General features: G+C 57.7%; 11 protein-coding genes and 2 pseudogenes. 7 read left to right on the top strand and 6 right to left on the bottom strand.

What is annotated here, in order from left to right; all coding sequences use genetic code 11:
* Window positions 1–517: 517 nt before the first annotated feature.
* From ACSQ9D_RS25325 to ACSQ9D_RS25310, 4 genes and pseudogenes are all read right to left on the bottom strand, one after another.
* A pseudogene (locus tag ACSQ9D_RS25325) lies at window positions 518–1,542 on the bottom strand (IS110 family transposase).
* A 182-nt stretch (window positions 1,543–1,724) separates the two neighbouring features.
* Entirely contained in the window at window positions 1,725–2,660 is a 936-nt protein-coding gene (locus ACSQ9D_RS25320) for a HEPN domain-containing protein (protein WP_436284621.1), read from the bottom strand.
* A gap of 1,866 nt (window positions 2,661–4,526) precedes the next feature.
* Window positions 4,527–4,898, bottom strand: a complete 372-nt coding sequence (locus tag ACSQ9D_RS25315) for a hypothetical protein (protein ID WP_436284620.1) — start codon at window positions 4,896–4,898, stop codon at window positions 4,527–4,529.
* Between the two features lie 1,009 nt (window positions 4,899–5,907).
* Window positions 5,908–6,240, bottom strand: a complete 333-nt coding sequence (locus ACSQ9D_RS25310; RefSeq protein ID WP_436284619.1) for a hypothetical protein — start codon at window positions 6,238–6,240, stop codon at window positions 5,908–5,910.
* A 96-nt stretch (window positions 6,241–6,336) separates the two neighbouring features.
* On the opposite strand from ACSQ9D_RS25310, the gene ACSQ9D_RS25305 reads away from it, so the two are divergent.
* The 6 genes from ACSQ9D_RS25305 to ACSQ9D_RS25280 all read left to right on the top strand — a co-directional run bounded on the left by ACSQ9D_RS25305 (window position 6,337) and on the right by ACSQ9D_RS25280 (window position 9,563).
* Window positions 6,337–6,555, top strand: coding sequence for a DUF982 domain-containing protein (locus ACSQ9D_RS25305; RefSeq protein ID WP_082003197.1), 219 nt, complete (start codon window positions 6,337–6,339; stop codon window positions 6,553–6,555).
* A 495-nt stretch (window positions 6,556–7,050) separates the two neighbouring features.
* A complete protein-coding gene (locus ACSQ9D_RS25300) occupies window positions 7,051–7,314 on the top strand; it encodes a DUF982 domain-containing protein (RefSeq protein WP_436284618.1) in 264 nt (87 codons plus the stop codon).
* Between the two features lie 100 nt (window positions 7,315–7,414).
* Complete coding sequence (locus ACSQ9D_RS25295) at window positions 7,415–7,678, top strand: DUF982 domain-containing protein (protein ID WP_047521420.1); 264 nt, start codon at window positions 7,415–7,417, stop codon at window positions 7,676–7,678.
* Between the two features lie 79 nt (window positions 7,679–7,757).
* Entirely contained in the window at window positions 7,758–7,940 is a 183-nt protein-coding gene (locus ACSQ9D_RS25290) for a hypothetical protein (protein WP_436284617.1), read from the top strand.
* 106 nt (window positions 7,941–8,046) lie between these two features.
* Complete coding sequence (locus ACSQ9D_RS25285) at window positions 8,047–8,784, top strand: hypothetical protein (protein ID WP_436284616.1); 738 nt, start codon at window positions 8,047–8,049, stop codon at window positions 8,782–8,784.
* A gap of 617 nt (window positions 8,785–9,401) precedes the next feature.
* Window positions 9,402–9,563, top strand: coding sequence for a hypothetical protein (locus ACSQ9D_RS25280; RefSeq protein WP_436284615.1), 162 nt, complete (start codon window positions 9,402–9,404; stop codon window positions 9,561–9,563).
* Window positions 9,564–9,800: 237 nt separating this feature from the next.
* On the opposite strand, the gene ACSQ9D_RS25275 is transcribed toward ACSQ9D_RS25280, so the two are convergent.
* Both ACSQ9D_RS25275 and ACSQ9D_RS25270 read right to left on the bottom strand, forming a co-directional pair.
* On the bottom strand, window positions 9,801–12,686 hold the full coding sequence (locus ACSQ9D_RS25275) for a DEAD/DEAH box helicase (protein WP_436284614.1): 2,886 nt from the start codon (window positions 12,684–12,686) through the stop codon (window positions 9,801–9,803).
* A gap of 588 nt (window positions 12,687–13,274) precedes the next feature.
* A pseudogene (locus ACSQ9D_RS25270) lies at window positions 13,275–13,838 on the bottom strand (cation:proton antiporter domain-containing protein); the annotation flags it as partial.
* 257 nt (window positions 13,839–14,095) lie between these two features.
* Here ACSQ9D_RS25270 and ACSQ9D_RS25265 point away from each other — a divergent pair.
* Window positions 14,096–15,451, top strand: coding sequence for an IS110 family transposase (locus ACSQ9D_RS25265; protein ID WP_436281716.1), 1,356 nt, complete (start codon window positions 14,096–14,098; stop codon window positions 15,449–15,451).
* The last annotated feature ends 4 nt before the right edge of the window (window positions 15,452–15,455 follow it).

Genomic DNA, 15,455 nt, shown 5'->3' with positions numbered 1-15,455 from the left:
CGTGAGATGCGTCGGCATTGACTGTCGCGCTTAACCGTTTTGGCTGCGCCCAAGTATCGGGGATCCCCACGTCCCGAACGGCGATGGCTTCCGAGAAGCCAGCAAGACCCAGGACAGGTGCGCTAAGTTCGTTCGCGCCTGTTTCACTTCCGTCCAATGAAACGGCCCGCAATCAACTGCTGTGACCCCGGACACTCACCATTGCGGCTGGAGACCGCTGGTTAGACCGAAGTTTGCGCCTTGAACTTGGCGAGAACGGTTTCTTCTGTAATGGGCCTTTGTTCGTCAAGTCCCTCTGAATGATTATCTCGTCGCTGAGGCCATGCTTCTGTCCGTGGTCAGCACAAAGACTGCCACACTATGCCATCAGATCAACAGGCCGACAGGTCAATCTCGGAAGCGTGCTTCGCCGAGGCGGTCACAGCACTACACACGACCTTGCCAAGCCTACGTCCCAGCGACGGGACCTCATCAGACGCAAGCCTTATACTTGCCCGCGTCAATCACGTAGCTCTCTTCATGCCGCCATAGGGTTTGCGCTCCAGCGAAAGTCCGTCGCATCCATCCACATGCGGTGAAGAACGACACCCAGTTTGCGTGCAAGGGCAACCTTCGCGCGCTTCATCCCGCGACGCCTAGCCACATCGAGCGCCCAGCGCTTTAGACTGGAAAAGCGCGTCGCCCGCGTCAGCATGATATGCGCGGACTCGAATGATGCGGTTCGCACCATCGCGTCGCCGACCTTACTGACGCCGCCATCGCGATCGGTTTCGCCGGATTGATATTTCTTCGGCGTGAGCCCGAAGTAGGCACCGACTGTGCTGGACTTTTCGAACCGGGCTGGATCATCGACCGCGGAACGGTAGGTCAGCGCAACCAAGGCACCGACACCCGGCGCACTCATCAGCCGTTGGCAAACTTTGTCGGCGCGGGCGATCCTGAGCATCTCGCGGTGGAGCTTCGTAAATTCGCTCCACAGCGCTGCTCGCGCCGTCAGCATCGCGTCAATCACCATCAACAATATCGCATGCCCTGCAGTCAGTTCGCGGATGCGCGCCTCGAAACGGCCTCGGCTGACTTCGCCGACCTTTAATCCATAGCCAGGATACCCCGGATGCTGAGCTCGACGTCGAGCAGCTTGGATTGCGGAAGCTTGCGGCCAACAAGGAGAGCTCGGGTGTCCTGGGCCGGCGACGATTTGGCGTGGACCGGACGATACCACCCCATGCGGAGCAGTTGGCGATCCCCCGTGCATCCTTGCGGTGGTCTTCACCGTCATCGCAGAAAGCGCCGCCTTCACATGCCGCGTTTCCAGCAAAACCACCTCATTACCCGCAGCAACGAGAGCCGCGTGTAGCCATTGGGACAACGGCCCCGCTTCAAGGCCGATGCGCTCTACCGGAAAGTCCAGTTGATCAAAATACCCGACCAGGCATTCAGGCTCGCTGCCTACCTTCACCTCGCGAACCAACTTGCCCGCCGCGCGACCACGCACACGCTGCTCTCTTTCAGCGAGACGTCGATTCCCGCATAATACTCCATGGCCGTTCCTCTCATGATGCTTGAGGCTGATCGCTCGGACCTCGTTTCCAAACATCATCATTCTGAGGGACAGCCACCCAACTGGCCACTTATGAGACGCCGGCCCATTACGGCATCTAGTCGTCGGCATGAGCATTGCGTTTCGAGTGTATGTATCCCTTCATGGTATCCATTCATAACGGTTAAATGGAAAGCCGTTCCCGGCAGACCGCCTCGACGACAGCCTGTAAGGCCTTCACGCGCTCAACCAACCAAGCGAGTTCCTCGTCGGCAATTTTGTATTTCGACGAATATCGTGCCTCGACATAAGCCCGTGATAGCAATTCGAAACACCGACGCGACAACCGGCTGTCGCGCGGCCACGCGGCGATCAGCCGATTGTCTATTCGCTCCGCTTGCGAACGAAGGACCTTCAAACGGTGAGATTTTGGACTATAAAGGGTCAGCGTAAGGAGTGCGCAATGATATAGCCGCTCGGTTGCCTGATGCAGATTGAAGGCGGCGAGTTTGAAACTGCTTCGTCCACGGCAATACTCCGCGATATTCTGGAATTCAACTGCATCAGGGAACCACTGATCAAAATAACGTTGCGCCTCCGCGCGCTCCTCCTCTTCCGTCAGCGGCTTCGGCTCTGCCAGGGGATGGCCAGGCTGCTCGTAGAGGACGATGCCATCTCTGGCGATGTCGACGAAGAAGGGCCGACCGCGGGCGAGCTGGTCGTTGACGTCCGCCAGCGTATGGACGATCGGCACGACCGGCGTTTCGATGCGATGGCCGATCTGCTCTTTCAAGAGCTGCTCGTCGATGCCTTGCCAGAGTTCATGCTCATCAGCAAAGGATTTGGTGTTGACGACGATCAACAGGTCGTAGTCCGAGCGGTAGCCGCTGAGGCGATCCTCCACCCAGTCACCCCGGCTGTAGGATCCGTAGAGGATGACCTTCAGGATCCTGCCAGCGCTTTTCTTCTCCGATAGCTTGCTTGCCTGAAACCCCTCGACCTCGGCAAACAGGATCTCGATGATGCGTGCCAGCTCGCGTCGCTTCCTGTCCGGGAGGTGCTCAATGTGATCGGTCAGCGTCAAAGCAGCGTCGAAGCCTTCAGTGTGAATCGCATCCATCGTAGCGGTTCCATTGTGATTGCGCACTCTAAAGCTTTTACGCGAAATTCATCATCACCACAATTACAAGATGGATCAGTCTCGGCGCGACACCTATACGTGATTACGTCTCCGCCGATGCCGCACTGTCGGTGATGGTTTCACCTTGACTTTTGCCCTATCCTGTCGCTGCAACACCGTTGCCGTCCTTATCACCCCGCCTCTCCGAGGGAGTCCATAGCCAGCGGAATGAATGAACAATCGAAACGGGTCCTACTTCATGATCGGCGCTTTGGTCGTGTTAGTCGTCGGCATGGTCATCTACATTCTCCGCGAAGGAGAGCAAACCCAAAGGCGTCGATATCTCGATCGGCGAAAAGCGCATTTCCATCGAAGAGCAGCAGGCTAGGTAGCCACCTTTCTGCTGTCGTAGTTGTTCGGATCGGTGGTGGTGGCCTCAACCTCAGTGTTGTCGGTCACGGCAATCCCGGTATCGATGCCGAGTCTTGTATTTCCGCTCGAATTCGGCGCCCATAAGGAAATACAGCAAAGACGTGGCATATTGCGTTGAGGCGGCTGGTTCTCCGCTGAACCTCCCCTCGATTTTCTTCTTACTTTTAGGGACTTTGGTCCGACTAGCGATCCCCGCAGATCGGCGTAATCTGTAATTGTTCTGTCTCTGGCGAGCAGGACAGAAGGGAAGCTTTCGCCCCATGCGACCACGTTGCAAGCTTAGCCCGCCGGAGGCTTCCCTTTCGGCCACCTTCCTGGAACGGCGGTTCATTCGTTCCGGGTACTGAAGGCCGGTTCCCGCTCGACATCGACGACGACCCCGCGACGGAGCGCTTCGTCCCTGGCTTCGTTCAGCGCCCGCTCGATGAGGAAGACGAGCATGTCGGCTTGAGGCTCTTCGCAGTCCGATCTCTCGGGCGACGCTCAGGGAAGATCAGCTGGGCGATCTTCGTTTCGGACATTCCGGCGCCTCTTAGCGGCAGAGGCCAATGGTCTATTCTCGCCAAGGCAATACCGCCATCGAAGCCGGCGCAACGACAAATCGGAGATTGTCAATCCCATCAGCCGAATGCCGAGGCCGAACAGCTTCATGGGCCTGGCAGGGCGAACTTCATCTCACTTGTGTTATGCCCGAGCCGACAGAAGAACAGATTTCATGCCTTTCATTGACAGGCTTGCGAGCGGCCGAGCTAAGCGCGTTCGTTCAAAGTCTCCGATCTGCGGTTTGGTTGACACATGGGCTTGAAATCACCGGTTACCGCTCTCTATGTCCGGCAAACTGCAGGGGATGGATTGACGTATGATTGGACAGGTGCGCGGAGCCGCAGAATCCGCCGCATCAAGATTCTGCTTTGCACAGCCGTTGCGGCTGCTGTCTCGGTATCGGTCTTGCTCAAGATCGTGGGAGTGGATATTAACTGACCGTTAGTACCATCACTGGAGTGAGGTGGCGCGCATGCGTTCGATTGGGCATCCTGATTACGACCGCATCACCCCTTATTGCGGCACGAGGACCCGGCAGGCGGACCACACGAGGCCAATTCGCCGGGTCTTCTTTTCAACTAACGATAGAAACACGTACCGCACCGGCGTCAGTGCCATCCATGCGTGGTTGTGCTTCAATAGGCGCGGCCCAGATACGGTCGGGTTCCTGTGATAGGGCTCCGAGATCCGCAAACACCCCTGCGGACCACACGCGTGCCACCCTCCCCATCAAACTGCTAAGCCCACCTATGCGAACGAAGGCGTCACGTTTTGGCTGCAGAAATTATATTCTAGTAGGGCTCGCAGAATTCCTCTGTGAGCAGGGCTGGCACAAGGCTCGTCGAATCCCCTTGGGCCGTGTCTGTCTCTGTCTACGGCCAGGCCGCTGCATCAGCGGCGGCCTCGGCTTACTCGTCGTCGCCCTTCAATCGCGGCCTTGGTGGCGGGACGCGCCGTCTTGATAGCGCCGCCAATGACCTGCCATTTCAAAAAGGGTTGAGCCGGCAACTGCGACTTCGCCGAGCTCACCGCGGTAACTCCCAATTCGGCTGGCAGCAGAGGGAAATCGGAAGCTTCAGGCACTCCGTCGATCTCGGTTAAAGCGATGTACTGCTTCGCCTCATCTGCCGTCTGCTGGTCGGTCATCGCCTGCCCAGCGCCGTCGGTGATGTCCGTCAGACGCTCATCCTCCGCCGCAACGTCTATTGCAGCCTTCACGAATGCGCGCGAGATGTGGCTCGGGAAGACAAGTATCGACGGCAAATTAAGTCGCTTTTAAGCCTGATTGTGCAGCACCGTTCTTGAACTCGTTATCTTAGCGGAATGCCTAAGCGTGCCGAGGGCGATGATCGCGGGCAGTTCCGGCTCTGCCGCTCACTGTTCAGATACCCCCTCGCAAGGCATGCGCGCCGTACGGCAACGTAGCTTTGTGGCGTTCGATTTCATGCTCGTGCGGCGGCGTTACAGCTGACCCATGACCTTTTCAGAGACCGCCCATAAAGCAGCGTGAGGCACTTGCCGACGATAGCGCCATGCTCTGAGACCATTGAAGAGCGCACGTCCCCGCATGACTGCAGGTCTCCTCCACTTCCGGATCTGGCTGGTGAATGACCGCGCCCGATAGGCGGACAACGGCACCGGAGCGGGCATAGACCGTTCGAAAGCGGTGCCTGCCGCATGACGTCATTCCCACAGTGAGGGAAACATCCCGCTGGCCGAAGACATCAATAAGCACCGGCTCGAACACAGCGGGTTAAGATTATCGAGCGCCCAGCAAGTGATGGCGAAGCGTCTACGCTGGAACTTTCTTGATGCAGCGTTGTTTGACTCACGGATGCCACCATCCGGCATTCGCTCCTGGTGAAGAGGTCCTGTGACGCCACCCCGCGCAGGGCCTCTTTTGCTTCGGTGGCTATCGTAGTGCTGTCGTCGCGATCGAAGAGCCTTCGCCCAAGGTGGCGCATGTAGCGCACCCCTGCAGATCGCCATAATCACGTGCCATCCGCCTATAGGGACCAGACGTTTCAACCGAGATCTTTATCTGGACGCTTGTGTTGGGAACGCTTGTCGGCAGCCCTGCAAGCGCCGGGTCAAAGTTCGCAAACGCGCGAAAGCCCGACAAGCAGTGCCGCAGCGCGCCGGCGAAACAGCCTCGTGATTACTGCACGCGATCTGCCTTAGCTTTTCGTGCTGGTCGCAGCACAGCTGGGCGTCCACTTCGCCACTCATTGCGACCGTCGTCTCGAGCCGACCAATATTGCCGGCCTGCTCATCAAGCGTCAATGGATGACCGCGCGGCTCTCATGTGCATGGGCTTTCTCGTCTCCGAAATCCTCTCGGAGATTTTCGTGCTTTCGAATGCCCGCAATGGATCTTCAACGCGTCCGAGAGGCGCGAATATCTCCGCCGCTGTCGCCATGCGGCTCACTTCCGGCATGTGGACTACCCGCAGATCTCTGTAGGCCGCTACCTGTTCGGCAAACCGGTTGATCGGGAACGTCATCGACCTGTCACCCTCTTCCATTATTGACTTCGGATGCCTGACAAAGCGCAGCATTGTCCAATGACCGCCGATGGCGGGGTTCGGCAAATCCAGCGAATTCATTCATCTCGCAGATCCAGTTTCTTTTCCTTTGAATGGAACGATGTGGCGCCAGCGTCGATTGGGTTTAATTGACACCTTCGCGATTGGAGCGCGGCCATGCTGGTACATCGATGGAAGAATCCTCTCGTTTTGGGAGATAGCCGCATCCGCATTGTTGTTGGTTCGCCTGAGGAGGCCATTAATTGGCTGATCCATGAGCCGGATCAGAGCACTGCCAAGTGGCGACGCGCATGGAAGGCGTGTCGAGCTGTCATTGAGGGTCGACTGAGTGCTGAAGACGCCAGGTCGGCCGTTCAGCTCGCGGCAGCACGCTAAGTCGCTTGTGAACCTGATCGTGCAGCACTGTTCTTGAACTCGCCTTCTTAGGGGTATGCCCAAGCGTGCCGAGGGCGATGATCGCGGGCAGTTCCGGCTCTGCGGCCTCGCTGTTCAGATACCCTCTCGTAACGCATGCGCGCCGCACGGCAACGTAGCTTTGTGGTGTTCGATTTCATGCTAGTTCGGCGGCGTTACAGGTGATCCATGACCGTTTCAGGGACCGCCCATAAAGCAGCGGGAGGCACTTGCCAACGATAGCGCCATGCTCTGAGACCATTGAAGAGCACACGTCCCCGCGTGACTGCAGATCTCCTCACTTCTCGCCACCCCGGTCACAGCACGGCATTTGCCGCAGTGCCACGAGGTCGACCATATCCAGCACAGTGGCCATGGCAGGCGAGCGTGAGGCAGCCGCAGGACTGACCGGCTCCCGGACAATGGCACGCTTTCTGCAGGGTTACGAATGTATTTAACCTGTGGAGACGGAGTGTAATGGATCGGGGCACACGTGGAGAGTTCGTCCCTCTGATGCTCGTGATGAGCGGCCCGGAAAAATACAGGCTGGTGAGATCGCTCGGAGACGCCGCCGACGCGCTCATTCGTGCCTGGCCAATTGACGATGGCGAGGACTACGTCGTTGCCGTCAGAGCTTGCCTGGACGCGCTTCATGGAAAGATATCCGAGCGTGACGCCAGAGAGGCGCTCATCCGCGCCGCAGATGAGGCGGGCATCTCGGTCATTACCGTCGTTCACTGAAGCACTCTACGGCAAGTAGTCCCTTAGGATGTTCGCGCATCAACTGGAACGGTTATTGCACGAACACTAATATTCAAAATGCAAAGGGGGACGAAGTGTCATGAGTTTGAACACGTCGCATCAGTTTCCTGCTGTTCGTCTCGTTATGGACGGCGCAGAACGATACAGGTTGATCAGAACGGTCGCCGACGTCGCCGAAGTCCTGGTGAAGGATTGGCCCTCCGACGACGGGGAAGAATACATCAACGCGCTCGTCGCCTGCCTGGACGCCTACAAAGAGACCATTCCTGCGGTTGCGGCGCGAGAAGCCTTGATCCGCGCAGCCGATGAAGTGCGCATACCGCATTTCACTCTTGTTTGCTGACCTCATCGCGATCTCCTTTCGACTTTAATCGGGAACAATCCCGGCCCGAACAGCTTGGGCTAGACGAAAGGAAAGCGTCATGACGATCATACCTACGGAGCCGAACCCGGCACCGATGCCAGGCCCGCTTCCCGGTCTGCCGCCGGATATTCCGCAGCCTCCGATCGAAGAGCCCGATCCGGACGTGTTGCCGGACGAGGTTCCAAATCCCAATCCAGACGAAAATGACGAGCCGCCGAAGCATATTCGCAACCGGGGGTAACAAGTTCGATCGCTGTTGCGCCACCATCTTCACAACCGTCTTGCCTTGGTAACAAACTGGTCATAACCTGAAGGTGAGCGCTGTTCTGTTCACGCCAGGAGCGAACATGATTGATGACGCTACAATCGACGCGCGGTTACCAGTCTTGTCGGACGGCGCAGTCCGGCAGATGTTCAATGAAATCAATACCAAGGGTTTCTGTTGCATTCCCGACTACATAAATGCAAACGACCTGCAGCGAATGCAGATTTTTGTATCCCGGGCGGTTGCGAATTCTCAAAACGAGTATGTTGTCTTCCGTGGAAGCGAGGCCGTCTCGGGCACCGGGATGGACGAACTGGCAACATCCGCCGAGTTCACGAGCATTTTCTCGCGGCTATATAGGCTTGCCTTGGGCAATGCGCCCCCGCAAGTGAGGTTTTACCAGATTCTGCGATGCCTTACAGGCAAGGGTGCGGCCCGTAACTCGCTGATATTTCACTATGATTCTTACCTTATTACGGCCCTCATTCCGGTGACGATACCAGGGACAGGCAAACGAGGCGATTTTCTCCTGTTTCCCAATACGAGGAACGTGAGAGCTTTTTATGCGAGAAACCTGCTCGACAAACTCTTACTAGACAATCGCATAACGCAGTTCCTGCTTCGAAAGCTGGCGCGGTCGCGAAATACATCGCTCGTCAGAGTTCAAATGGTTCCAGGCAGCCTTTATTTGTTCTGGGGCTACCGAAGCATCCACACAAACGAACCGTGCGATCCAGAATCGGTACGGGCTACCGCGCTCTTCCACTTTGCCGATCCTCATGCTGACAGTTCGCTAAAAGCGGGCTTACGGCACTCCTAAGCCTTCTCTGCGCAGCGTCTGGTGTCAATCTGCGTGCCAAATTCACTCCTTGTCGGCATCCAATTTTGGCTCTGACGCAATCTTGGTGCGGTTTTGATCATGTCTGACCGATCGGTCGGCTTGTCGAAGATCGCGTTCTTTACGGCCACGCATTCGGCGCTTCAAGATACAGCTTGGAAGCCTTGTCGCAGCAGGCGCGGTTTTGTGGGAAGGACCGGCTGCCGCCACCTGTTATATTCGCCGGGAGGCGGATATTGGCAACCGCGCGGACGGCAAGGGACGTTCCCCGATAAACCCCGAAGGTAGATACGATGTTCGACCACGCCTCGAGGGGCGTCGGTGACATAGATCGGCGCAACAACCGGAACAGGACGGAGGGTCCTGGATCCGGCAAGCGATCGAGGCCCAAGCAACTGTGCTCCGACCATAGACAATGAGGCTGACGAGTTCGAAACGAATGGTTATGAAGGGGAAAGGATGCTGCCTGCCGGAAATCTGATCTCGTCGAGACCAACTTCGGGTTCGGGGTCAATTGGTGTCTTCACTCACATTGGGCCGGAGCACCGGGCAAAGGCGATGGCCCGCGCATCAAGAACGCGCATTTTTGAAGGAAGAGCATGAACACCGCATTTCAGGTCAAGCTTCTGAAGGACCATCGCACCTTGGCACGACAGAAACTGACGACCCTTGGCCCGGACGATTCCAAGCGTCCGCTCTATGAGAAACGTATCGCCGAGCTCGACGAAAAGATCGCGGCTCTCGGCGGAGATCGGGACTAGCTCCGTTCGCCATCAAACCTGATGACCAGCGATTGCCACCCGTGTTCCTGACCAATGACAGGGCCGTCGCAGCAAAAGCACGGTCCTTGCCGCCTCAAAACGAAATCCGGTGGACCTAAATACCGGAACGCTGCGCAGGAACAGGACCGTCGACCACCGATACCACCCGCGTTTTCCCATTCGGGATCGAGCGGGAACTCTTCGCACTTGCCGTCAACGAAAAGTGCTTTTGGCAACTTAAACGACACGAAGGACAGGTTTGCGCGGCCGAGAACCGAACATCGCTCTCGCCGCATCCGCTTCGATAAGCCAACGATCGTTCGTGCCGAGCATCCATCGATCCCGCCGTTGGTCCTGGAGCCAGTTGGCACGGTTTCCGATTACGTAGAGTCGCCGACGCGCGCGCGTTACGGCGACATTCATGATGTTCGGTGTTTCCAAGGCCCACTGGATGCTGCTGAGACGCTTGGCTCCCAGAACAAGAAGCACCGTCTCAGCCTCTTTTCCTTGAAACGAGTGCACGGTACCGACCGATCTGTCGATCCATTCCTCCACCAAGGCCGGGGCAAGATCGCCGAACACCTCTGGCGCATCATCCAAGAGCCGCTGCTTGAGCCCGATGGCGACCTTTCGGAAGGGTGAGATGAGGAAGAGATCTGGCAGCTTCGGCTCACCGCGCTCTGAAACCTGAAATTTGATGTAAGAGGAAACGATCTGCCGGGCCAATGTTCCTTCTTCTGGAACGTAGAAGTCGTTTGGCGTCTCGGAGATACCCACGACATTGATCCAAGCACTCGGGCCGAACATCGGTCGCTGGATGGTGAGCCGCGCTTCCCTTTCCGTCGTCTCATGACCGAGTACCATGGACTTGTCGTAAGCCAGCCCATTTGCGATCGAAAACATCGGCTCCGCGCACCGTCGATGAACCCTCAAGGGAGCACCGATCCACTTTCCGTTTCGATTTGCTCCGAACGGGTTGATCCTGTCAGCCAAGGTTTGGAGAGACGTCGACTTGCACCGAAACTCCGGCGGGACGCCCAATTTCGCCGCAAGAGCATTGTCGACCGCGGGGCTAATCGTGCAGATCGGTTCGATCTGAAACGGGTCACCAACGACAATCGCACGCTTGGCTCGCGACACCGCATCGATCGCATGATGGCTGCACGCCTGCCCCGCCTCATCAACGATGAGCCACGGTATGGCCCCTCGGTCAAAACGTCCGAAGGTGCTGGCAAAAGAACAGAATGTCGATGAAACGACGGGAACGAGAAGGCTGAACGTGCTCCATAAATGTCCGGCGATCGACGCCAGCTGTCCGCTGCCTTTACCCGAATTGAGCTCGATCCAGGCTGAAAGGTTCGGCCCGATGCGCTCCCACGCATGATAGACAAAAGACTGGTGAAGCTTCATGGCTGCAATGAAGAGCTCGGCTCGTGCAGCCTCGAGAGCAGCCGATGTTCCAACGAGCATCTCGGCCTTGGCCTGTGGCTCCGCATTCAGAAACGCGCTTTGGGTGACGACAATACCGAGTTCGGCGACGACCTCGTCTATTTGCTCCGTGGCTCGCGCAAGCACGGCATCAGCGGCTTCCGTCCGATCAGGAAGTTCGCGAACAGCAAGAGCACCAGTATGGGTTGCCGACCTCAGCGTTGTAACAGTCGCTCCCGGCACTGTACCGATCCTGGCGTGGATCGAACGCAATTCGTCTGCTGCGCGCAATAGCTCGCTCAGCCGGAGATGCGCCGCTTTGATCTCCTCGACCTTTGCCCTTGCCGCGGCATACTCGTCCCGAGCGACCTGCCAATCATCGACATCGCAGTTCTCAAAAAGAGAGGCACCATTAAGTGCCTCGGCTATCGATGCCGCACAGCGATCCCTGTTTTGTCGATTGCCCAGGGGCACTGAAATCGCACCCCAGGCGTCGGACATCACGCGGTGCTGCGCCATCAGGTTCTGGGCAAGTCCGGAAAGGTAGCCCAGCCGGTCACCATACCTCTTCCCGATCTTTTCGCGCTTGGGCAATTCGAGGGTGAGGTTGGCGACAGCACCATTGTTGGAGCTCGCCACGGCGATGAGGAAGTCATGGAGAGCATGATCGATCATGAACTCAGCACCGCCCCCGCCGGCAGGCGTAAAGGCGGTCAGGGGATCGTCATAGCGTCGCAGCATCTCGGCACGCCGCGCAATAATCTCGGCGACAACATCCATCAGCAACGTTGTCTTACCGGTGCCGGGCGGCCCGTTTATCGAGAAGACTCCGCCATTTTCCAAGCGCGGAAACAGCTCGTTCACTGCGACTTGCTGCTGTGGCGAAAGGGAAAAGTCAGACGGCCAGCGAGCAGACGGATAGCGTTCGGTCTGTAAGGTCTCCAAGACGACAGCGTCCCCGGCGGCGTCGAAGTCGGAGGCAGCCGGCTGCATAGTCAAAAGGTCCCATGCTGCGCCGATGATCACGCCGTCTTCCACATCGGATTGGAGCCCGCGAAGAAGATCTGGATAGACGCTGCTGAAAAACCTCGAATCCCTGACCTTTCTCGTCGGCTTGTTCTGGACGATCGGCTTGGAGCGGGTAACGACAATACATTTCATCGCCGCGCGGATATGGGACGGGAGTTGCAGGACCAAGAAGGCACGGTCGGCAAGCGCTGCGGCGATAGCCAAGGGCTTGGAACGGGCTTTCAGTCTCGCTTTGAACTCCGTCTCCAATGCATCTGCATACTCGGAAAAAGTGATGTCTGTCGTTTCGAGTGCTGCAGCCAACTCATAGAGAAACCTGCTGACAACAAGGGAGCCCTTCTCCGCGCTTCCTTGGTCGGATACTGAAAAAACGCCCGCAAATGTATAGCGATCGCCCTCGGCATGGCTGTCTTCAGGATCCTTCGCCAGTCGCGACCAACGGCGAACCAGGATTTGGTCGCACGCATCGAGGTTGGTGATGCCAAAGCGGACAAAATGACGAAATGACCGGTTGCTGTCTGCGATCGAAGGCCATGGCACGTTCTTATCGACGATATGGGATACCGTCATATCGACACTTCGTTCGCCCTCATCTTCGGCGATCGGAGCGCTGTAGCGCTCAACGTGCTCCCAGTACTTCAGAACCCGCAGCGCTTGGTCACGCATCCGTCAGGACCAGGATTGATTTGGAAACAGGAGCAAGTGAGCCCTCCCATCCGAAGTAAAGGATATTGTTTTCCATCCAGGCACGGCCCCCTCGCGTTTGATTGCGGCAGGGCCTCTCAAAACGCGCTTTTTAGAATTTCTCAGGAAGCTGCCTCTCGATCGGTGGATTGTTCCGAATCGAAACACAGGCACTCCGCGAACTGCAGTCTCTTCGCAGGGCCTGACTAAATAGTTAGCGATGCTGAATTGACGGGATGAGAGGGTTCATCCTCCATAGAATTCAACCACGAGCGCGTTCGCAGCTACGGCTTCGAGGCACCGTGGATATTACGAAGTCGAAGGACTACCAGCGGCTTGCTGCTGACGACCGTTCCGATAGCGTAATCACTCCTTTTGAAAACGCTCGGCAGAACGTCGATTTCTGTCGTTATCGCGGTCGAGACGTCAAGCTTTTGCAACAGATCGACGGGGACGTCGCGGCCTAGGTGCACCAGCGCCCCTGCTTTAGCCCGCAGGTGGGCGCGTTCACCTATTGTCTCTCCGACAAGACGCAGCCCAGATCCCGTATTCTAGACGCGCGATAAACGCTTACGACTTGGCCGAAATCGCGCTTAGCTCCTCGAGATCGAGATCACGTTCCAGTTCCCGCAATGTCTCGTCATCGATCTCCCCGGCTCGATGGAGCCGGATGAGTTCCCGTCGTCCAGTCGCGACCGCTTCGAGAACCACGTCGAAGTGAGCATGGAGCGATGGAATATAATGTTCCGTACGCTCGGCATAATCGACGATTGCCGTGGCCCTACGCTGATATCGGTCCAAAAGCTGAGGGTGAATAAGATGTCCCTCGGCATCATAGGCTAGACTTTGAACGGTCAGCAGTTGCATCTGAGCCATTGCGGCTTCGGCTTGACTCATTGTGAGGCGGGCTCTTTCCGATTCCGGTTCCACCAGCCGAGCCCAAGCAATGACACGCCCGAGCGTCGTTCCCTGCACGAGCACGGTTCCGACAATGACGGCGAATGCCGTGACGAGAATAAAGTCGCGGCTGGGAAAGTCTTCCGGCAAGCTCAATGCCAGAGCGAGCGTCACCACGCCACGGACGCCTGCCCAGCTCAGGACGGTGGCGCCGCCGATGCCAAGCGGCGGCGATCGGCGAAGACCCATGTTATTACATAACCATTCGCGGGTCGGGGTCCCGCCTGCGGCGGATAGAAACGGTGTGCTAGAGTGGGCGCTGGAGAGGAGAGGCCGTCGGAATTTTGGTGGTGTCTAACCCCGATACATAACGTGGTCCATGGGCTGCTGCGCGCTTGAGAGTGGTGACGCCGTTTACGGCGATCCCGTTTAGGAATTTGATTCTTTGGCACAGCCCAGCCTCTCCATTCGACATGAGAATAGGAGAGCCTGCCATGGCTGGAACAAAGAAGTCTCGCAGCAAGCGGGATATTTCCCCTACTCACTTGAATGCTGCTGCAATCGACATCGGGGCGACGATGCACGTGGCCGCAGTGGGCCCCGACCAAGCTTCCGAGCCGGTGCGCAGTTTTGGAACCTTCACCGGCGATCTGCATCGGTTGGCGGACTGGCTCACGAAGTGTGGCGTGCGCACGGTCGCGATGGAGTCCACGGGGGTCTACTGGATTCCGGTCTTCGAGATACTCGATCAGCGTGGCTTTGAGGTCATAGTGGTCAACGCCCGTGATGCCAAGCACGTGCCAGGCCGCAAGACCGATATTAGCGACGCCCAATGGCTGCAGCGTTTGCATGAATATGGATTGCTCAGGGCCAGCTTCCGGCTGAAGGGCGAAGTTGCGGTCATGCGCGCCTATCTACGCCAGCGTGAACGTTTGCTGGATTACGCTGCCTCGCACATCCAGCACATGCAAAAAGCTCTGACGCAAATGAATCTGCAGCTCCACCACGTGGTGGCAGACATCACCGGTGTCACCGGCATGGCCATCATCCGTGCGATTGTGGCCGGTGAGCGCGACCCGATGGTTCTGGCGTCCTATCGCGACCCACGCTGCCATGCGTCTGCGGAGACGATCCGTCAAGCGCTCGTCGGCAATGATCGCGAAGAGCACATCTTTGCCCTGACCCAGGCGCTGGAGTTGTACGACGTCTACCAAGCCAAAGTGGCGCTCTGCGACGTGCGCATCGAGGCTGTGTTGAAACGGCTGCGGAAGGCCTCGTCCACCCCTGTAGGAAAACCGCCGACCGTGCGGACAACGCAGAAGCAATCCAATGACCCAGCCTTCGATGTTCGCGCCGCCCTGTACGGCTTGCTCGGCTGCGATGTCACTCAGATTCACGGGCTCGGGCCTTATCTGACGCTCAAATTGGTCGGAGAGTGCGGGACCAACCTCTCGGCCTGGCCGAATGCCAAGCACTTCACCTCCTGGCTGTGCCTCTCCCCAAGCAACAAAATCTCCGGCGGCAAAGTGTTGTCGTCACGGACCCGACGATCTGGTAGCCGGGCCGCGGCGCTACTGCGACTTGCCGCGGTTGCGGTTGGACGCACTCAGACCGCGTTGGGGGCATTCTATCGGCGTCTGTCGGCACGCGTCGGCAAGGCCAAGGCGGTCACTGCCACGGCCCGCAAAATCGCCGTCTTGTTCTACAATACCCTGCGGCACGGTATGGAATACAACGATCCGGGAGCCTCCCACTACGAGGAGAATTACCGTCGACGCGTCCTCACCAATCTCGAGCGAAGAGCAAAATCGTTCGGGTATACCCTACAGCCCGCGCCAACATCCGGCTGAATGT

The sequence above is a fragment of the Rhizobium sp. LjRoot258 genome (assembly GCF_964254185.1).
Classification (GTDB): domain Bacteria; phylum Pseudomonadota; class Alphaproteobacteria; order Rhizobiales; family Rhizobiaceae; genus Rhizobium.
This window is presented reverse-complemented; position numbering and strand designations above follow the sequence as displayed.

Bases quoted from the DNA above. Each gene is read 5' to 3' on its own strand.
- ACSQ9D_RS25295 (WP_047521420.1), top strand. From the start codon at position 7,415: ATGAGTTTGAACACGTCGCATCAGTTTCCTGCTGTTCGTCTCGTTATG.
- ACSQ9D_RS25280 (WP_436284615.1), top strand. From the start codon at position 9,402: ATGAACACCGCATTTCAGGTCAAGCTTCTGAAGGACCATCGCACCTTG.
- ACSQ9D_RS25300 (WP_436284618.1), top strand. From the start codon at position 7,051: ATGGATCGGGGCACACGTGGAGAGTTCGTCCCTCTGATGCTCGTGATG.
- ACSQ9D_RS25290 (WP_436284617.1), top strand. From the start codon at position 7,758: ATGACGATCATACCTACGGAGCCGAACCCGGCACCGATGCCAGGCCCG.
- ACSQ9D_RS25275 (WP_436284614.1), bottom strand. From the start codon at position 12,686: ATGCGTGACCAAGCGCTGCGGGTTCTGAAGTACTGGGAGCACGTTGAG.
- ACSQ9D_RS25285 (WP_436284616.1), top strand. From the start codon at position 8,047: ATGATTGATGACGCTACAATCGACGCGCGGTTACCAGTCTTGTCGGAC.
- ACSQ9D_RS25320 (WP_436284621.1), bottom strand. From the start codon at position 2,660: ATGGATGCGATTCACACTGAAGGCTTCGACGCTGCTTTGACGCTGACC.
- ACSQ9D_RS25265 (WP_436281716.1), top strand. From the start codon at position 14,096: ATGGCTGGAACAAAGAAGTCTCGCAGCAAGCGGGATATTTCCCCTACT.
- ACSQ9D_RS25305 (WP_082003197.1), top strand. From the start codon at position 6,337: ATGCTGGTACATCGATGGAAGAATCCTCTCGTTTTGGGAGATAGCCGC.
- ACSQ9D_RS25310 (WP_436284619.1), bottom strand. From the start codon at position 6,240: ATGAATTCGCTGGATTTGCCGAACCCCGCCATCGGCGGTCATTGGACA.